The organism is Pantoea sp. YR525 (genome assembly GCF_900116775.1).
Taxonomy (GTDB): domain Bacteria; phylum Pseudomonadota; class Gammaproteobacteria; order Enterobacterales; family Enterobacteriaceae; genus Pantoea; species Pantoea symbiotica.
Genome location: NZ_FPBU01000005.1, coordinates 316,665 through 335,839, shown reverse-complemented (window position 1 = coordinate 335,839; position 19,175 = coordinate 316,665). Strand labels below are relative to the sequence as shown.

Below are 19,175 nucleotides of genomic sequence, written 5' to 3'. Positions count from 1 at the left end.
GCGCGCATCAGAAAACTCTGGAGCGTGTGATGAAACCAACAACCCTCTCCCATTTACGCCAACTCAAAACCAGCGGCCGCAAATTTGCCACGCTGACGGCGTACGACTTCAGTTTTGCCCGCCTGTTTGCCGATGAAGGCATTCAGGTGATGCTGATTGGTGATTCGCTCGGCATGACCGTGCAGGGACACGAATCGACCTTGCCGGTCACCGTAGACGATATCGTCTATCACACCGCCGCCGTGCGCCGTGGCGCGCCGCTGGCGCTGCTGATGGCCGATCTGCCGTTTATGAGTTACGCCACGCCGGAACAGACATTCACTAACGCCGCACAGCTGATGCGCGCGGGGGCCAATATGGTGAAGCTGGAAGGTGGCGAGTGGCTGGCAGAAACCGTGCGAATGCTGACCGAGCGCGCCGTGCCGGTGTGCGGCCATCTGGGCCTGACGCCCCAGTCGGTGAACATCTTCGGTGGCTATAAAGTGCAGGGCCGCGATGAAGCCGCCGCGGAACGTCTGCTGGCCGATGCGCTGGCGCTGGAAGCCGCCGGTATGCAGCTGCTGGTGCTGGAGTGCGTGCCGGTGGCGCTGGCGGAACGCGTCACCAAAGCGTTGTCGGTGCCGGTGATCGGCATCGGCGCGGGCAACGTCACTGACGGCCAGATTCTGGTGATGCACGACGCCTTTGGCATTACCGGTGGCCACATTCCTAAATTTACCAAAAATTTCCTCGCTGAAACCGGCGACATTCGTGCGGCGATTCGCCAATATATCGCCGACGTTGAAGCGGGCCTCTATCCAGCCGCTGAACACAGTTTCCAGTAAATCAGGAGATTTGCAGTGCTGATCATTGAAACACTGCCGATGCTGCGTCGTGAAATTCGTCGCTGGCGTCAGGCAGGCAAACGTATCGCGCTGGTGCCTACTATGGGCAACCTGCACGACGGTCATCTGACGTTGGTCGATGAAGCGCGTGAGCGCGCTGACGTTGTGGTGGTCTCGATTTTCGTTAACCCGATGCAGTTTGATCGTCCCGACGATCTGGCGCGCTATCCGCGCACGCTACAGGACGATTGCGAGAAGCTTAATCGTCATAGCGTGGATCTGGTGTTCGCACCCGCGCCGGCGGATGTCTATCCAAAAGGCCTTGATAGCCAAACCTTCGTGGAAGTGCCGGGTTTATCATCGCTGCTGGAAGGTGCCAGCCGTCCGGGACATTTCCGTGGCGTCTCCACCATCGTCAGCAAACTGTTTAATCTGGTGCAGCCTGACATCGCCTGCTTTGGCGAGAAGGATTTCCAGCAGTTGGCGATCATCCGCAAGATGGTGGCGGATATGGGCTTCGATATCGAGATTGTCGGCGTGCCAACGGTGCGCGCGAAAGATGGTCTGGCGCTGAGTTCGCGCAATGGCTATCTCACCGCCGACGAGCGTAACATCGCCGCCGGTCTCAGCCAGGTGATGAACAGCATGGCCGAACGTCTGAGCAACGGCGAGCGGCATGTCGAAGAGATTATCGAGCACGCGGAAGCGGCGTTGCGTGAGAAGGGTTTTCGTCCGGACGGACTGGCGATTTGCGATGCCGAAACCTTACAAGCGCTCAACGTGGACAGCCAGCGCGCGGTGATTCTGATGGCTGCATGGCTCGGCAATGCGCGTCTGATAGATAATCAGCAAGTGGATCTGACGGAGTAGTTTTCCGTCGTTTATTGGCAGCTTAACAAGGTTAGACAGTTATGATTCGCACCGTACTTCAAGGCAAACTGCATCGCGTTAAAGTCACTCAGGCAGATTTGCATTACGAAGGTTCCTGCGCCATTGACCAGGATTTCCTCGACGCCTCCGGCATTCTGCAATACGAAGCCATCGACATCTACAACGTCACCAACGGTCAGCGTTTTTCTACCTACGCGATTGCCGCTGAACGTGGCTCGAAGATCATCTCAGTCAACGGTGCCGCCGCGCGTTGCGCCTGCGCTGGCGATATCATGATCATCTGCTCTTACGTGCAGGTCGAAGATGAGGTCGCGCGCAGCTGGCAGCCGAAAGTCGCCTACTTCGAAGGCGATAACGAAATGAAGCGCCTCGCCAAGGCGCTGCCGGTTCAGGTCGCCTGATACAACAAGGGCGGGATTAAATCCCACCCTTGTTATTTGTAGGGTCGCCATTCATGGCGACCTTCTTAAAGATCGCTCTTAAACCTAAGTACGCAACCCGCGCCCACGCTGAATCAGCGAATACACCAGCACATAAAACACCACGATAAAGGCGATCAACACCGACAGGGTAAACACCAACGGCACATCGCTAATACCAAGGAAACCGTAACGGAAGCCGCTGATCATATACACCACCGGATTCAGCTTCGACACCGCTTGCCAGAACGGTGGCAGCAGCGTCAGCGAGTAGAACACGCCGCCGAGATAGGTTAACGGCGTCAGCACGAAGGTCGGAATCAGGCTGATATCGTCAAAGGTGCGCGCGAATACCGCATTCAGCAGGCCCGCCAGCGAGAACAGAATCGCCGTCAGCAGCAGCGTCACCGCCACCATCGACCACGAATGCACGTGGAACGGCACGAAGAACAGCGAAATCGCGGTCACCAAAATCCCCACGCACACGCCACGCGCCACACCGCCGCCGACATAACCAGCGATGATGATGTGCGTTGGCACCGGCGCCACCAGCAGCTCTTCAATGTTGCGCTGGAACTTGGCGCTGAAGAACGATGACGCCACGTTAGCGTAAGCGTTGGTGATCACCGCCATCATGATCAGGCCCGGCACGATAAACTGCATGTAGCTGAAACCGTGCATATCGCCGATGCGTGAACCAATCAGGTTGCCGAAGATGATGAAATAGAGCGTCATGGTGATCACCGGCGGCACCAGCGTCTGAATCCAGATGCGGGCGAAGCGGTTGATCTCTTTGCTCCAGATGCTCTTGAGCGCCACCCAATACAAGTGCGTCATGCTTTCACTCCTGTTTTTCCCTGTGTCAGGCTGACGAACAGCTCCTCAAGGCGGTTAGCTTTATTGCGCATGCTCAGCACCTGCACGCCCTGCGCGCTCAGCTGGCTGAACACGCTGTTGAGACCTTGCTCGCGCATCACTTCCACTTCCAGCGTAGAGGTATCGACCAGACGATACTGGAAGCCTTCCAGCTGCGGCAGCGGGCTGCGCGGTGCCAGATCGAGAATAAAGGTTTCGGATTGCAGCTTAGAGAGCAACCCTTTCATCGAGGTGTTCTCCACCAGCTCGCCGCTTTGAATAATGCCGATATTACGGCACAGCATTTCCGCCTCTTCCAGATAGTGCGTGGTGAGGATGATGGTGGTGCCTTTGATATTCAGCTCTTTCAGGAAGCTCCACATCGAACGGCGCAGTTCGATATCCACGCCCGCAGTCGGTTCGTCGAGGATCAGTAGCTTCGGCTCATGCATCAGCGCACGCGCGATCATCAGGCGACGTTTCATACCGCCCGAGAGCATGCGCGCACGTTCGTTGCGTTTGCCCCACAGATCGAGTTGATTGAGGTATTTTTCCGCGCGCTTGTTAGCTTCGGCGCGTTCAACGCCGTAGTAACCAGCCTGATTGACCACAATCTGCATCACGGTTTCAAACGGGTTGAAGTTGAACTCCTGCGGCACCAGCCCGAGCTGGCGCTTGGCGTTGACCACGTCTTTTTGCAGGTCATAGCCAAACACGCGCACGCTGCCGCCGGTTTTATTCACTAACGAGCTGATAATACCGATGGTGGTGGATTTTCCGGCGCCGTTTGGCCCCAGCAAGGCGTAAAAGTCGCCCGCTTCCACGTTGAGATCGAGTCCTTTCAGCGCCTGTACGCCGCCGGGATAAGTTTTGGTCAGCCCGGAAATTTCCAGTGCATATGTCATTGCGAATCCATACCTTGTTGTAGAGACATCAAAGGCCTATGAAAATGGAAATGCGCACGAGCGATGTCGCGGTCATTAACATTAAGAAATCAATGGAGTTTAGCAGAGAGTAAAGCCAGCCCATAAGTCGTTGACTCACGGGCTGCGCAGTGTATCGCAGGCGGGGGAGATTAGCCTTGGACGATTGTGCGGTTATTCACCTGTCGGGATAACTTTGCCGATATACGGCAGATGGCGATAGCGCTGGGCGTAATCGATACCAAAGCCCACCACGAACTCATCGGGAATGGTGAAGCCCACGTATTCGACGGTAACGTCCACTTCGCGGCGCTCGGGCTTATCCAGCAAAGTACAAATCGCCAATGACTTTGGCTCGCGCAGACGCAGGATCTCGCGCACTTTGCTCAACGTGTTGCCGGAATCGATGATGTCTTCCACGATCAGCACGTCCTTGCCACGAATATCTTCATCGAGATCTTTAAGGATTTTCACATCGCGGGTGCTCGACATGCCGCTGCCGTAGCTTGACGCAGTCATAAAGTCGACTTCATGCGGCACGTCGATGGCGCGGCACAGATCGGCCATAAACATAAAGGAGCCGCGCAGCAAACCCACCAGCACCATTTCGCTGCCGCTGTCGCGGTAGTGCTCGTTAATCTGCTTGCCCAGTTCGGCAATTCGGGTTGCGATCTCTTGCTCGGAGATCATCACGTCGACGGTATGTTTCATTGCATGCGTCCAGTTACGGTTTTTGGAAAGCCACGAAGTCTATCATAGTCGAGCCAGCGTCTAACGCCGCGCACAGAACGCAAACGATTCCGTGGCGAAATTTATCGCACTGGCGTTAACTGTAGGAACCTGTCCGCCCTTTCACCGCCGAGTTCTGGAGTTCCTATGACCGCTTCATCCAGTAAAAAAACCAAGATTGGTACGCGCGAGTTGCATCCGGAAACGCAGATGCTGAATTACGGTTACGATCCGCAGTTATCGGAAGGCGCGGTGAAACCACCGGTATTTCTCACCTCCACCTTTGTGTTTAACAGCGCAGAAGAGGGACAGGACTTTTTCGATTTCGTCGCCGGACGCAAGCAGCCGCCGGAAGGCAAAAGTGGTGGGCTGGTCTATTCACGCTTCAACCATCCCAATAGCGAAATCGTGGAGGATCGGCTGGCGGTGTACGAAGGTGCGGAAAGCGCGGCGCTGTTCTCCTCCGGTATGTCAGCGATTGCCACCACGCTGCTGACGTTTGCGCGTCCGGGCGAAGTGATTCTGCATTCCCAACCGCTGTACGGCGGCACCGAAACGTTGCTGAGCAAAACGCTGCACGATTTGGAGATCAAAGCGGTGGGTTTCAGCGATGGCACCGACGAAGATAAGGTGCACGAAGCGGCGAAACTGGCGTGGCAGCGCGGACGCGTAGCGCTGATTCTGATTGAGACACCTGCCAATCCGACCAACAGTTTGGTGGATATTCAGTTGATGCAGCAGGTAGCGGATGTGATTGCACAGCAGCAAGGATCGCGACCGATTCTCGCCTGCGATAACACGTTGCTCGGCCCGCTGTTTCAACGTCCGTTGCAGCATGGCGCGGATTTGTCGCTCTATTCACTGACTAAATATGTCGGCGGCCATTCGGATCTGATTGCTGGTGCGGTGCTGGGGAGCAAAGCGCTGGTCGGCAAAGTACGTTCGCTGCGCAGCGCCATCGGCACACAGCTGGATCCGCACTCCAGCTGGATGATTGGTCGCTCGCTGGAAACGCTGTCGCTGCGCATGGAGAAAGCCACCAGCAATGCCGAAAAAGTGGCGGCGTTTTTACGCGATCATCCGCAGGTGGAAAAACTGCATTGGCTGCCATATCTGACGGCTGAAAGTCCGGCGGGCAAAACGTATCAGCGCCAGTGCAGCGGCGCGGGTTCAACCTTCTCGTTTGATATTCGTGGCGGGCAAGCGGCGGCGTTCCGTTTTCTCAACACGCTGGAACTGTTCAAGCTGGCGGTGAGCCTCGGCGGCACCGAATCGCTCGCTAGCCATCCTGCCAGCACCACCCATTCGGGCGTGCCGCAGGATGTTCGGCAACGTATGGGCATCACCGATGCGACCGTGCGCTTGTCGATTGGTATCGAACATCCTGACGACTTAATTGAGGATATGCGTCTGGCGCTCGAAGCCTCGGTTAACTGACGCTAAATCCGAGCATCATGCCGGTATCTTCATGTTCCAGCAGATGACAATGCGCCATGTAGGCATTGTCGGCGTTAGCGACATAGTTGAAGCGCACCAGCACTTCGCTGCGCCAGCCGTTAACGCTGACCATGTCCTTCCAGCCGGCGCGATGCGGCGCAGGCGGCTTGCCGTTTTCTGACAGGATGCGGAACTGCGTGCCGTGAATGTGGAACGGATGCAGCATTTGATCGCCTTCACCGGAAATCGTCCACTTCTCCAGCTTGCCCAACTCAACATTGAACATTGGCTTGGTCATGTTGAACGCCTGGCCGTTGATCTTGTTGCCGTTGTGGAAATCATAGGCGGCGGTTTTACCGTGACTGCCGTGATCCATCGCCATGTCGCCATGATCCATCGGCTTGGCGCTGTGACTCATATCCATATTGCCATGATCCATTTTCATATCGCCCATGGCTTTATCGCCGTAGCGATCCATCAACGCCTGCATGCCTTGCTGATCAAGCTGCGGATCCATCATCAGCTGCAGCCAGCGGCTTTGCAGACCTTCGGTGGCAGGAATCGGCGGCAGATCCACCAGTTTGTCTGGCAATGTGCCGCTAGCCAGCACGCGCAGCGGCAGAATATTGACCAGCGGCAGCGGTTGATCGAACGGCGCCAGCGTCATGCCCATTTGCGTAACCGGCAGCGTCACCACGTCGAAGGCTTTGCCATCTGAGGTATCCACCAGCACTTCAAAACGCTCACCTGGCAGCAGCGGCAAGCTCTCCACTTTCACCGGTTCGGCCAGCAAACCGCCGTCGCTGCCGATCACATACAGCGGACGTTGATCGCTGGTGGCGATATGCAGCGAACGCGCGTTACAGCCGTTGAGTAAACGCAGGCGCAGCCAGCCGCGCGGCACCGCATGCTGCGGATATTGCACGCCGTTGGTCAGCATCAGGTCGCCGAACCAGCCGACGGCGGCACGCATGATATCGAGCTGATAATCGATTTGCGTTCCCGCTTTATTCAACTGCTTATCCTGGAAAATCAGCGGCACATCATCTTCGCCCCACTGCATCGGCAGACGCAGCTTGCCGGAGGATTCATCCTCCAGCAACACCAAACCGGCCAGACCTTGCGCCACCTGATAACCGGTTTTACCGTGTTGATGTGGATGGAACCAGCAGGTCGCGGCGGGTTGATCGGGCGTGAAACTCACCTGACGCGTTGCACCGGGCGCAATGATCCCTTGCGGGCCGCCATCGACATCGCCGGGAATTTCCAGACCATGCCAGTGCAAGGTGGTGGCTTCTGGCAGCTGGTTATGGATATTCACCGTAACCGCTTTTTCGCGTTGCAGACGCAGCGCGGGCCCGAGCAATCCACCGTTGTATCCCCAGGTTGGCACCGCTTTGCCATTCCATTGGCTGTTGCCGGTCATCGCGGTTAAGTTGTATTGCCCGCGTGCATCAGGCTGCAAAATAGAGGGAATCGGCAATAATGGGCGCGTGGCGGCCATTAGTGAGCGGCTCCACAGCGGCAGCGCACCGGCGGCGCTGAGTGCGGCAGTCAACTTTAGAAAATGACGACGTTGCATATTCTTATCCTTGTCGTGAATAAGGGCACAGCGTAAACCTTTACCCTGCGGGAGGGTCAAGCCCTGAAACAGAATGCGCTGATAAAAATGGTGGGAATGGCCCGAAAGGGCAAATTTAGCGGAATACCGGCAATAACTGTGCTAACGTCAATAAATTGTCCCTTGTTGAGAATCATTATGACGAAAAGCATCAAGATCCTGCTGCTGGCGGGACTCCTTGGCTTCTCCTCCACCAGTTTTGCCCTGAGCGAATCCGAAGCAGAAGATCTGGCCGACCTCACCGCTGTGTTCGTTTATCTCAAGAACGATTGTGGCTATCAGGATTTGCCGGACGCACAGATTCGTAAAGCGCTGGTGTTTTTCGCCCAACAAAACCGTTGGGATTTAAGCAACTACAGCAATTACAACATGAAGTCGCTGGGCGAAGAGAGCTACAAGGATTTGAGCGGCATCGCCATCACCAATGACAAAAAGTGTAAGTCGCTGGCGCGCGATTCGCTGAGTTTGCTGGCTTACGTTAAGTAATCAGATTGGGTGCGGGCTGATGCCCTCACCCCATTCCTCTCCTGTGGGAGAGGAAAATGTTAAGTTAACTGCAAACCCAATCCACGCTCGCGCAGATCGCGGCACACCGCTTCATCCAGACGCGCATCCGTTACCACATCAGTCAGGCTATCAATCGGCGCGGCGCAATACAGCGACCATGAACCGTACTTGCTGCTGTCAGCCAGCAGAACACGGCGGCGCGCATTAGCCAGCAGATCCATTTTCAATCCGGCTTTATCTTCGGTTGGCGTGGTAATCCCGCGTTCGATGCTCCAAGAGTTGCAGCTGACAAACGCAATATCGGGATTGATGCTGCGCAGCAAGCGACGTCCATGTTCACCAATACACGACTGGCTGGAATCATCGATGCGTCCACCAATAATGGTGGTTTCGATTTGCTTAAATTCGGAAAGAAACAGCGCAATGTGCAGATCGGCAGTGATCACCCGCAGCTTGAGGTGCGTTAGCTGGCGCGCCAGCTCCAGCATAGTCGTACCGGCATCCAATACCACCGCATCACCCGATTGCACGTAGCTGGCGGCAAACTGCGCGATGGCCTGCTTCTCGGCGAGGTTACGCTGCATCTTCTCCAGCGTGGTCGGCTGATTGGGAATAAAACGATTCAGCGTAACGCCGCCGTGGCTGCGGCTAATAACGCCTTCTTTATCCAGCTTGATCAGATCGCGGCGGATCGTCGCTGGCGAGGCAGAAATAGCGCTCACCAGTTGTTCAACAGTGACCAAATTATGGCTCTTCAGATAGTCCATAATCTGGTCGAGACGGCTTTGTCCCTTCATATTTCCCTATGCAAGCTGCATCGCGAGTTTAATGGAGATCGCCATGCTCGCAGAGTTCGCTTTACCTGTCCAGGCGATATCAAACGCGGTGCCGTGGTCCGCCGAAGTGCGGATAAACGGCAAGCCAGCGGTGATATTCACACCATCATAAAAACCTAATAATTTCAGCGGGATGTGCCCTTGATCGTGGTACATCGCTACCACCATATCGTACTGCCCTTCCTGACACTGCAGGAACACGGTATCTGGCGGGCATGGGCCGCTGACATCAATGCCCTGCGCTTTCATCGCTTTGATAGCAGGCGCGACGATGGTGATCTCTTCATCGCCAAACAGACCGTTTTCACCGGCATGCGGATTAACGCCTGCCACCGCGATGCGCGGCTTGTCGAAACCGACGCGGCGCAGGAAGCTGTCGGCCATACCGATCACCGTCTGAATGCGCTCGCCGTTTAAGGTATCGAGGAACTTTCGCAGCGCAATATGCGTGGTGACGTGAATCACTTTCAGCTTATCGGTGTAGAGCACCATGGCGTAATTTTTGGTGTTGGTCAGTTGCGCCAGCAGTTCTGTGTGGCCGGGATAAAGATGCCCCGCCGAATGCAGCGCCTCTTTATTTAACGGTGCGGTGGCAATCGCCTGCACCTCGCCAGCCAGCGCCAGTTCGGTGGCGCGTTTGACGCAGCGCCAGGCCAAATCGCCCGCCGCTTTCTGCACCACGCCGGGCTGCAGCGCGGCGGCGTCCGCCAGCGGCTCATCAATTACGTTGATAATGCCGGGCGCGAAGTGCGCATCCTTGACCTGGTCGAGCACGCGCAGTTCAGCCTGCGGCGTGACATTGAGTCCCATCACCCGGCGCAGTGTGTTGGCACAACCCACCACCACCGCAGGCACGCCCGCTAACTCACCTTCTGCCAGCGCTTTAATGATGATCTCCGGGCCGATGCCCGCCGGATCGCCCATGGTAATCGCAATAATTTTACTCACTCGACTTCTCCTCAATAAAACGAATGGCTTCTACCAGGGTGTTTTCGTCACCAAAGCCACCTGCTTTGGTCATCACCGGCAGGTGTAATTCACTGTTAAGCAAAACCCCGTGCGGCACGCAGCCCGCCACAAGGCCCTGAATCTGGAAACCGCTCGCGCCAAACGCCTGCGCCACGGCAATCGCCACATCACCGCCAGAGAGATACAGCCCAGCGGGCTGCACCTCGTGGCACACGCGGCGGGTTAACTGCGCGAGAAACTGGCAGATGCGCTCGCCCAATAGCTGACGTGAAACCTGATGCTGTTGGCACAACTGCTCAATCTCATGACGCTGCTCGGCGTGTTGCGTAGTGCGCACCACGCAATGCGCGCCGTCGTACAGCGCCTGCTGCATTGCCTGCTGCCACTGTTCAGCCTGCGGCCAGGCCGGTTGGGCAAACAGCTGGCGGATATCAATATCGATAACGCGGATGTCGCGCTGGCTGGCGAGACGCGTAATCTGCTGCTGCGCAATCGCGCTCATTGAGCCAACCACCGCCAGCACCGGACGCGGCTGACGCGCTGCCAGCAACGCGCCAAGCGCATCGCTGAGCCCGGACGCACCGGCCAGCAATGGACGCGTCTCCAGCGTGGCTGCCGCGGCCATTAATAAGGCAATGTCGCCGTCCTGCTCGATATCAACCACCAGCAAACCTTGCTTGCTGCCAAGCACCTGCGCCAGCTGGTCGCCACGCAGCGTGGCGAGATCGAGGGTTTCACCCGGCAAGGTGCTCTGCATCTGCAATCGCGTCAGCACATGACCGCTGGTGACCGGCGTTTTAGGATCGCTGGCGAATTCGCTGTCGATCAGACGTTGCTGATAGATCCACACTTCACCCGCCCGCGTGGTGCGTCCAAGCTTCGGCACCGCCGGCACCACTAAAGCTAATGTTTTGCCGCTGGCCTGCATTGCGGCTTCGATTTCCGCGCCGGGATTGCCGCGCAGCGTGGAATCAATCTTCTTGAACAACCAACCGTCGTTAGCGATGGCCCGATGTTGCTCAATCGCCGCCCGCGTGCGCCGGGCCGCTTCCTGTTCGCTGAGCGCACGGCTATCGGTGCTGATCACCAGCACATCGGCGGCATTAGCGTCATGCGGCGTGCTGCTATCAAACAGCACATGCACACGCGCTCCGGCTTGTGCCAGCCCGCTGCCCGCGTCATTGGCGCCGGTGAAATCATCGGCAATCACCAGGACTGGCGTTTTCCATGGCGGTAAAGTCATGCTCTCTCCTGTTCCGGCCGCTGCCGTGCTGCAATGATTATATTCAATCATGATTGATTATATGTGAGCAAGATCAAATTAATCGAAATCAATTTGTCCTATAAAATTAGGCACTGTAGTGATAGACCTCGCGCTGCATGAGCAAAATTAATCATTCAGCACAAAAAACGTAAGGGTAAGAGATGAATATCAACAGCACCGTGATCAGTGGCTTTCAGGCGCTTAATGACCTCAGCTATTTACTGCAAGGTAAAGAAAAAGCGCTGCTGGTGACCGATAAGAATATTGAAGGCATTCCGGCGGTGCAGACGCTGATTGCCCAGCTGAAGCAGCAGATTGCCAGCCTGAGCATCGTCAATACGGTGCCGCCAGAGCCCAGCCAGCACGACGTGGCGGCCATTGTCGCCGCGCTGCCGAGCACCGATGTGGATCTGGTGATTGGCGTCGGCGGTGGCAGCGTACTGGATGTCGCCAAGCTGCTGTCGATTCTGTGTGTGGAAGGCGCGCCCACGCTGGAGGCGCTCCTAGCGGGTGAAAAGCCGCAAACGCGCACCACTTCGCTGCTGATTCCCACCACCGCAGGTACTGGCTCGGAAGCCACGCCCAATGCGATTCTGGCGATCCCCGAGAAAGAGACCAAAGTCGGCATTATCTCGCCGGTGATGCTGCCAGATTATGTCGCGCTGGTGCCAGAACTTACTACCAGCATGCCACCGCACATCGCCTCTTCCACCGGTATCGATGCGCTGTGCCATTTGATCGAGTGCTTTACCGCTACCGTGTCGAATCCGGTGAGCGATAACTATGCGCTGATCGGCATGAAAAAGCTGTTTGCCAGCCTCGAAACCACCATCGCGGAGCCGGATAACCTTGAAGCGCGCCTGAATATGCTGTGGGCGTCTTATTACGGTGGCGCATCGATTGCGCATGCCGGTACGCATCTGGTACATGCGATGTCTTATCCGCTGGGCGGCAAATATCACCTGCCGCACGGCGTCGCCAACGCCATTCTGCTCGCACCTTGCATGCGCTTTGTGCGTCCGGCGGCGGTGAGCAAATTCGCTCAGGCTTACGATCTGCTGCCGGATGCCGATACCTCGCTGGACGACGAAGCCAAATCCCACGCGCTGGTGGCGTACTTTGCCGCACTGGTGAAACGCCTGAAGCTGCCCGCCAGTCTGGAAGAGCTGGGTATCGGCCCGGATCATCTGCCATATCTGGTGGAAGCCGCGCTCGACGTGCAGCGCCTGATGAAGAATGTACCGATGAAAGTGGGCGCCGATGACGTGCGCAACGTCTACCTGACGCTATTTCCGGCTTTGAATCACTAAGGATTATCGAGGACAACATGAGCAAGAAAATCCAGGGCGTGTTAACCGCCATCGTCACCACCTTCGATCGCGACGGCGCATTCAATCCAGCCGCCCAACGCGAACAGGTTAAACGTCAATTAAGCGCTGGCAACGGCATCTTCTGCGGCGGCACCAACGGCGAATTCTTCGTGCTGAACGAACAGGAGAAGCTGGCGGTGACGCAAACCTGCGTCGATGAAGTGAACGGCAGCGCGCCGGTGGTGGCGCACATTGGCGAGATCTCCACGCGTGAAACCATTCGTCTTGGGAAACAAGTGGCGAAGCTGGGCGTGGATGCGGTTTCGGTGATCACGCCCTATTTCGTGCCGCTGAAGCAGGAAGAGCTGATTGCCCACTATCGCGCGGTGGCTGATGCCATCGACGTGCCGCTGTTCCTCTACAACATTCCGGCGCGCACCGGCAACACGCTGCAGCCGGAAACCGTACGCACGCTGGCCGCGCACCCGAACATCATCGGCATTAAAGACAGCGCCGGCAGCTATGAAAGCCTGAGCGGCTTCCTGCAAGCGGCTGCAGGAATCGACAGTTTTGATGTGCTGAACGGCCCGGATTCGCTGATTCATCAGGGCTTTGTCGACGGCTGCTCAGCCTGTATTTCTGGTCTCGCTAACGTGGCGCCTAAAGAGATCAATGCGATTTGGGCACGCTTTCATGCCGGCGATATCGAAGGTTCGCGCCTGGCGCAGGAAAACGTCACGGGCCTGCGCACCGATCTGTATAGCGTGGGCTTCTCTCCCGCCGCAGTGAAAAAAGCGGTGACGCTGCTGGGCTTTGAGGTTGGCGACAGCCGCTATGCGGTGAGTTTCTCTGCCGAAGAAGAGCAGAAGATCCGCCAGATTGTGAATCAGTATTTGCAGTAATTAGAGTTATCGCCATAGCGGCGTGATGCCGATTTCAATCACCGCACATGCCGTAGCGGCGCGATTTATCGCGCAATAAATTGCGCCGCTACGATGCATGCGCTCCGCGAGAATGGTATTTATTTTCAACATCGGGAAGAATCATGAAAGTCATCTGCACCTCACCGTCGTTTGCGAAATATGACGCAACGCCGATAGCAACGCTGCAGCAGCACGGTTTTGAGCTAATCTCGCTGCCCGCCGATGCGCCGCTGAGCGCACTTGAGCCACATCTGGCTGACACCGTAGCGATGATTGTGGCCTTTACCGACATCAATGAAGAACTGCTGGCATTAACGCCGCAGCTGAAAATAGTCTGTAAGCACGGCGTTGGCGTCGACAACATCAATCTGGAAGCGACGCGCGCACGCGGGATTTACGTCACTAATGTGCCGGATGCCAACAAACACGCGGTTGCCGATTTCGCTTTTGCTTTGATCCTCAACAGCGCGCGTCAGATCACTCAAGCCGCCATCGAAACCCGCGCCGGCAGCTGGCCGCGAATTTTTGCCACCGATGTCTACGGCAAAACGCTGGGCATCATCGGGCTGGGCAATATCGGCAAGCAGGTTGCGCTGCGCGCCAAAGGCTTCAACATGCGGGTGATCGCGTTTGATTTTTATCCCGATGAGCAGTTTGCTGCCGAGCACGGCATCGAATTCGTCACGCTGGATCAACTGACCGAAACCAGCGATTTCATCACCCTGCACATGCCGCTTACCGATAAAACGCATAATCTGTTTGATGCCGCGCGCCTCAAACGCATGAAGAAAACTGCCTTCCTGATTAATGCCTCACGCGGCGGCGTGGTGAACGAACAGGATCTCTATCAGGCGCTGCTGGATAACGTGATTGCCGGTGCGGCGGCTGATGTGTTTGTGCAGGAACCACTGACCGAGCATCCATTGTTCACGCTCTGCAACTTCATTCCTACTTCGCACATTGCCGGTTACACCGACGGCGCAATCAGCGCGATTGGTGAACGTTGCGTGTCGCAAATTGTGCAGTGCATCCAACAGGGCGAACGCCCAATCAACGTGATGAACGGGCTGGAATAACACGCCGCCTTTCTCTGTAACCCTTTTTCGAGTGGATAATTATTATGACTAACTCTGCGCGCTCGAGTCGTATCCGTTGGTGGATTGCTGGCCTGATGTGGCTGGCCATCGCCATTAATTACATTGACCGCACCGTGCTCTCGGCAGCGGCACCGCATCTGATCAAAGAGCTCGATATCAATCCTGAAATGATGGGCTTCATCATGGCGGCGTTCTTCTGGTCGTATGCGCTGTTGCAGATCCCGGCGGGCTGGTTCGCCGATCGCTTCGGTCAGAAAAAAGGCCTCGGCATCGCCGTCGGCTGGTGGTCAATCGCGACCATGGCGATGGGCCTCGCGACCGGATTTAAATCGCTGCTGGCGCTGCGTTTAGCCCTCGGCGTCGGTGAAGCCGCCGCCTATCCCAGCAACGCCGGTATCACCGCGCGCTGGTTCCCGGATCGTGAACGCGCCACGGTTTCTGGCCTGTTTGACAGCGCCTCCAAGTTTGGTGGTGCGGTGGCCATGCCGCTGATTGTCTTTATGATCGCCCTGTTCGACTGGCGTTTAACCTTCCTCGCCATTGGTGCGCTCGGCTTGTTCTGGGTGATTGCCTGGTACTTTATCTACGCCGAGAACCCGGAAGATCATAAGTCGATCAGTAAAGAAGAAGTGCGCTTCATCCGTGACGGCCAGGCGCAGAAGCACGGCGACAAAAGCGTGCGTCCAATGAAGTGGTACAAGCTGCTGCGCTACCGCAATATCTGGGCGATGTGCATTGGCTTCTTCACCATCAATTACACCTCCTATTTCTTTATCACCTGGCTGCCGACCTATCTGGTGAAAGATAAAGGCATGGACTTCCTCAAAATGGGGATGGTGGCCGCGCTGCCGCTGATCTGCGGCATGGTGATTGAAGTGCTGGCGGGTTGGGCATCGGATCGCATGGTGCATAACAAAGTGCTGTCGCTGACCGCCACACGCAAACTGTTCCTCACCATCGGCCTGCTGATGGCGCTGTGCATCGGCTTTGCTCCGTTCACCGATTCAGTGTTTATGACCGTGCTGCTGCTGTGTATCGCCAAATCAGGTACAACTGTGGCGGCATCACAAGTGTGGGCCTTGCCGGGTGATGTTGCGCCGCAAAACAGCGTGTCAATTGTGGCGGGCCTGCAGAATACCGTATCCAACATGGGCGGCGCGGTGGGACCGATCATTACCGGCGCGATTGTTGGCGCCACCGGTCATTTTACCTGGGCGCTGGTGTTCTCGGCGGTACTGGTGGTGATTGGCATCCTTAACTATCTGTTCCTGATGGGTAAAGTTGAACCTATCGTCGATGAGGAGCAGGTTTCACATTCACATTCCGTTGCAAGCGGCACGGCGCGGTAATCGGTTGGGTCGCCATCAATGGCGACCCAACGTTATTTACCGGCGATAAACAGCCGATAAGCTGCAATCACCGCGAGAAAATCTTCGACGCCGCAGAAAGAGAGGCTCTCTTCGTCGTAATAGGTCATGCCCTCTTCCATGCCGTCATCTTCCAGCGCCAGCTGGTTGGCACGAATCATCACCTCTTCTTCATCCAGCCACAGCGTGTATTCATGTCCAACGCGCTGCCACTGATTAATGGTGCCTTTCACCTGCTGGGCGGCGGCCTCAACCTCATCCAGCAACGGCAGATTGTCTTTGACCTCTTCGTTGAACCAATGCCCCACCGCTTCGTGGTCCATCGACATACGCACTTTGACCTGACCGGTCAAATCACGCAGAAATTCGTACTCCATGGGTTTGCCTCATACTGATGACGCGCCGTGCGGCACCGTGTTAGTGCATTTTGTGCGCAGCACGCTGAATAAAGTGGGATCGCGCTCGCATTATGCCTGGAGATGTCATCGGAAAAAAGGGCATAAAAAAAGGGACGATCTTCATCGTCCCCTTGTTCATCCCAAAAGCCGATTAAACGGCAGTCTGGAAGATCACGCTATCCGCTTTTTCAGTGTATTGCCCCAGCTGATCAAAGTTGAGGTAGCGATAAGTGTCAGCCGCGGTCTTATCAACCTGCAGCATGAACTGCTGATACTCGTCCGGCGTTGGCAGCTTGCCAAGCAGCGAAGCGACCGCCGCCAGTTCAGCTGACGCCAGGAAGACGTTCGCGCCGGTACCCAGACGGTTCGGGAAGTTACGGGTTGAGGTGGAAACCACCGTCGCGCCGTCCGCCACACGCGCCTGGTTACCCATGCACAGTGAACAGCCCGGAATCTCGATACGCGCACCGCTCTTACCGAAGACGCTGTAGTAGCCCTCTTCAGTCAGCTGGGCGGCGTCCATTTTGGTTGGCGGCGCAACCCACAAGCGGGTTGGCAGCTGGCCTTTATGGGCATCCAGCAGTTTACCGGCCGCGCGGAAGTGACCAATGTTGGTCATGCACGAACCGATAAACACTTCGTCGATCTTCTCGCCCTGCACGTCAGACAACCAACGCGCGTCGTCTGGATCGTTCGGTGCGCACAGAATCGGCTCTTTAATCTCAGCCAGATCGATGTCGATCACCGCCGCGTATTCCGCATCCGCATCGCCTTCCAGCAGTTGCGGATCGGCCAACCATTTCTGCATGCCTTCAATGCGGCGCTCCAGCGTACGACGATCGCCGTAGCCCTCCGAGATCATCCACTTCAGCAGCACGATGTTTGAGTTCAGGTACTCGATGATCGGCTCTTTATCCAGCTTGATGGTACAGCCAGCTGCAGAACGCTCAGCCGAGGCATCGGTTAGCTCAAATGCCTGCTCAACTTTCAGTTTCGGCAGACCTTCGATTTCCAGCACGCGGCCAGAGAAGATGTTTTTCTTACCTTTCTTCTCAACGGTCAGCAGGCCCGCTTTGATCGCGTACAGCGGAATAGCGTGTACCAGATCGCGCAGGGTGATGCCCGGCTGCATTTCGCCTTTGAAGCGCACCAGCACCGATTCCGGCATATCCAGCGGCATTACGCCGGTCGCTGCAGCAAACGCTACCAGACCAGAACCTGCCGGGAATGAAATACCGATTGGGAAACGGGTGTGCGAGTCACCGCCGGTACCAACGGTATCTGGCAGCAGCATACGGTTCAGCCAGCTGTGGATAACGCCATCGCCCGGACGCAGCGACACGCCGCCACGGTTCATGATGAAGTCTGGCAGCGTATGGTGCGTGGTCACGTCAACCGGCTTCGGATAGGCGGCGGTGTGACAGAATGACTGCATTACCAGGTCAGCGGAGAAGCCGAGGCACGCCAGGTCTTTCAGTTCATCACGGGTCATTGGACCGGTGGTGTCCTGAGAACCGACTGAGGTCATTTTGGGTTCGCAGTACGCGCCCGGACGAACGCCGTCTACGCCGCACGCACGGCCAACCATTTTCTGCGCCAGTGAGTAACCACGGGTGCTGGCGGCAACATCTTTGGCTTGCACGAACACATCACTGTGCGGCAGGCCCAATGACTCGCGCGCTTTGGTGGTCAGGCCACGACCGATGATCAGCGGAATACGACCGCCAGCACGGACTTCGTCCAGCAGCACGTCGGTTTTCAGTTCGAAGGTCGCCAGCACTTCATCAGTTTCGTGATTGCGCACTTCACCTTTGTATGGGTAAACGTCGATGACATCGCCCATGTTCAGACGATCAACGTCAAGCTCGATTGGCAAGGCACCCGCATCTTCCATGGTGTTGAAGAAGATTGGAGCGATTTTACCGCCGAGGCACAGACCGCCGCCCTTTTTGTTCGGCACGTAAGGGATATCGTCGCCCATAAACCACAGCACCGAGTTGGTGGCGGATTTACGCGAAGAACCGGTACCGACCACGTCGCCAACATAGGTCAGCGGGAAGCCTTTGGTCTGCAGTGCTTCGATCTGTTTGATCGGGCCAATGTTACCAGCATCGTCGGGTTCGATGCCTTCACGGGCGTTTTTCAGCATTGCCAGCGCGTGCAGTGGAATATCCGGACGTGACCATGCATCCGGCGCCGGAGAGAGGTCGTCGGTGTTGGTTTCGCCGGTCACTTTGAACACGGTGGTGGTAATTTTTTCAGCCAGTTTTGGACGCTTCAGGAACCATTCGGCATCGGCCCAGGACTGGATAATTTTTTTCGCGTGTGGGTTACCCGCTTTGGCTTTCTCTTCGACATCGTAGAAGTTATCGAACATCAGCAGCGTGTGAGACAGGGCTTCGGCAGCGATCGGTGCTAAGGCTTCATCTTCTAACGCTTCAATCAGCGCATGGATGTTATAACCGCCCTGCATGGTGCCCAGCAGCTCAACGGCTTTTTCGCGAGTAACCAGAGGAGAGTGGGCTTCGCCCTTAGTGACAGCTGCCAGGAAACCGGCTTTAACATACGCCGCTTCATCAACACCTGGTGGAACACGATTGACCAACAGGTCGGTAAGGAATTCTTCTTCACCCGCTGGCGGGTTTTTTAGCAGTTCAACCAGCGCGGCCATCTGGGAAGCATCTAACGGCTTAGGTACGATTCCCTGGGCAGCACGCTCGGCAACGTGCTTACGGTATTCTTCTAGCACGACGTTCTCCTCGCTCTCATTGTATAGCTTTCCGGTGCACCCCTTGATGCTGTCGA

Annotated in this window: 18 protein-coding genes; 9 read left to right on the top strand and 9 right to left on the bottom strand. The window is 56.5% G+C overall.

Translation table 11 applies throughout. The features are described from left to right. Positions 1-29 precede the first annotated feature (29 nt). The 3 genes from panB to panD are packed head-to-tail and all read left to right on the top strand — an operon-like array spanning position 30 to position 2,116. Positions 30-824 (top strand): 3-methyl-2-oxobutanoate hydroxymethyltransferase, encoded by a 795-nt coding sequence (gene panB / locus BM323_RS12720; protein WP_008108519.1) that lies wholly within the window; start codon positions 30-32, stop codon positions 822-824. 15 nt (positions 825-839) lie between these two features. Next, positions 840-1,694: a pantoate--beta-alanine ligase gene (gene panC, locus BM323_RS12715; RefSeq protein WP_008108522.1), complete on the top strand. Its 855-nt coding sequence runs from the start codon at positions 840-842 to the stop codon at positions 1,692-1,694. A 41-nt stretch (positions 1,695-1,735) separates the two neighbouring features. Beyond that, positions 1,736-2,116 (top strand): aspartate 1-decarboxylase, encoded by a 381-nt coding sequence (panD, locus tag BM323_RS12710; RefSeq protein ID WP_007888760.1) that lies wholly within the window; start codon positions 1,736-1,738, stop codon positions 2,114-2,116. Positions 2,117-2,200: 84 nt separating this feature from the next. On the opposite strand, the gene BM323_RS12705 is transcribed toward panD, so the two are convergent. From BM323_RS12705 to hpt, 3 genes are all read right to left on the bottom strand, one after another. Next, positions 2,201-2,971: an ABC transporter permease gene (locus BM323_RS12705; RefSeq protein WP_008108523.1), complete on the bottom strand. Its 771-nt coding sequence runs from the start codon at positions 2,969-2,971 to the stop codon at positions 2,201-2,203. Beyond that, positions 2,968-3,894 carry an ABC transporter ATP-binding protein gene (locus BM323_RS12700; protein WP_008108526.1) on the bottom strand — a complete coding sequence of 309 codons (927 nt, stop codon included), beginning with the start codon at positions 3,892-3,894 and terminating at the stop codon, positions 2,968-2,970. The genes BM323_RS12705 and BM323_RS12700 overlap by 4 nt, the downstream gene beginning before the upstream one ends. A 192-nt stretch (positions 3,895-4,086) precedes the next feature. Continuing rightward, positions 4,087-4,623 (bottom strand): hypoxanthine phosphoribosyltransferase, encoded by a 537-nt coding sequence (gene hpt, locus BM323_RS12695; protein ID WP_008108528.1) that lies wholly within the window; start codon positions 4,621-4,623, stop codon positions 4,087-4,089. Positions 4,624-4,788: 165 nt separating this feature from the next. Between hpt and BM323_RS12690 the strand changes: the two genes are divergently transcribed. Continuing rightward, entirely contained in the window at positions 4,789-6,078 is a 1,290-nt protein-coding gene (locus BM323_RS12690; protein ID WP_008108530.1) for a cystathionine gamma-synthase family protein, read from the top strand. On the opposite strand, the gene cueO is transcribed toward BM323_RS12690, so the two are convergent. Next, positions 6,071-7,660, bottom strand: coding sequence for a multicopper oxidase CueO (gene cueO / locus BM323_RS12685; RefSeq protein ID WP_008108532.1), 1,590 nt, complete (start codon positions 7,658-7,660; stop codon positions 6,071-6,073). The two genes, BM323_RS12690 and cueO, sit on opposite strands and share 8 nt — an antisense overlap. A gap of 177 nt (positions 7,661-7,837) precedes the next feature. Between cueO and BM323_RS12680 the strand changes: the two genes are divergently transcribed. Next, positions 7,838-8,185 carry a YacC family pilotin-like protein gene (locus BM323_RS12680; RefSeq protein WP_007888732.1) on the top strand — a complete coding sequence of 116 codons (348 nt, stop codon included), beginning with the start codon at positions 7,838-7,840 and terminating at the stop codon, positions 8,183-8,185. 59 nt (positions 8,186-8,244) lie between these two features. Here BM323_RS12680 and BM323_RS12675 read toward each other — a convergent pair whose 3' ends face one another. From BM323_RS12675 to BM323_RS12665, 3 genes are read right to left on the bottom strand one after another with little or no spacing between them, the layout of a single operon-like run. Beyond that, positions 8,245-9,003 carry a DeoR/GlpR family DNA-binding transcription regulator gene (locus tag BM323_RS12675; protein ID WP_008108534.1) on the bottom strand — a complete coding sequence of 253 codons (759 nt, stop codon included), beginning with the start codon at positions 9,001-9,003 and terminating at the stop codon, positions 8,245-8,247. Positions 9,004-9,009: 6 nt separating this feature from the next. Next, positions 9,010-9,990 carry a D-threonate 4-phosphate dehydrogenase gene (locus BM323_RS12670; protein ID WP_008108537.1) on the bottom strand — a complete coding sequence of 327 codons (981 nt, stop codon included), beginning with the start codon at positions 9,988-9,990 and terminating at the stop codon, positions 9,010-9,012. After that, positions 9,983-11,254: a D-threonate kinase gene (locus BM323_RS12665; protein ID WP_008108539.1), complete on the bottom strand. Its 1,272-nt coding sequence runs from the start codon at positions 11,252-11,254 to the stop codon at positions 9,983-9,985. The genes BM323_RS12670 and BM323_RS12665 overlap by 8 nt, the downstream gene beginning before the upstream one ends. Before the next feature lie 182 nt (positions 11,255-11,436). On the opposite strand from BM323_RS12665, the gene BM323_RS12660 reads away from it, so the two are divergent. From BM323_RS12660 to BM323_RS12645, 4 genes are all read left to right on the top strand, one after another. After that, positions 11,437-12,585: an iron-containing alcohol dehydrogenase gene (locus BM323_RS12660; RefSeq protein WP_008108542.1), complete on the top strand. Its 1,149-nt coding sequence runs from the start codon at positions 11,437-11,439 to the stop codon at positions 12,583-12,585. A gap of 17 nt (positions 12,586-12,602) precedes the next feature. Then, positions 12,603-13,487, top strand: a complete 885-nt coding sequence (locus BM323_RS12655) for a dihydrodipicolinate synthase family protein (RefSeq protein ID WP_008108544.1) — start codon at positions 12,603-12,605, stop codon at positions 13,485-13,487. A gap of 143 nt (positions 13,488-13,630) precedes the next feature. Continuing rightward, positions 13,631-14,584 (top strand): phosphoglycerate dehydrogenase, encoded by a 954-nt coding sequence (locus tag BM323_RS12650; RefSeq protein ID WP_008108548.1) that lies wholly within the window; start codon positions 13,631-13,633, stop codon positions 14,582-14,584. A gap of 44 nt (positions 14,585-14,628) precedes the next feature. After that, positions 14,629-15,954, top strand: a complete 1,326-nt coding sequence (locus tag BM323_RS12645) for an MFS transporter (RefSeq protein WP_008108550.1) — start codon at positions 14,629-14,631, stop codon at positions 15,952-15,954. A gap of 32 nt (positions 15,955-15,986) precedes the next feature. Here BM323_RS12645 and yacL read toward each other — a convergent pair whose 3' ends face one another. Together yacL and acnB are read right to left on the bottom strand one after the other, a co-directional pair. Then, positions 15,987-16,349 (bottom strand): protein YacL, encoded by a 363-nt coding sequence (gene yacL, locus BM323_RS12640; protein ID WP_008108552.1) that lies wholly within the window; start codon positions 16,347-16,349, stop codon positions 15,987-15,989. A 172-nt stretch (positions 16,350-16,521) separates the two neighbouring features. Then, entirely contained in the window at positions 16,522-19,119 is a 2,598-nt protein-coding gene (gene acnB, locus BM323_RS12635; RefSeq protein WP_085982361.1) for a bifunctional aconitate hydratase 2/2-methylisocitrate dehydratase, read from the bottom strand. Positions 19,120-19,175 lie beyond the last annotated feature (56 nt).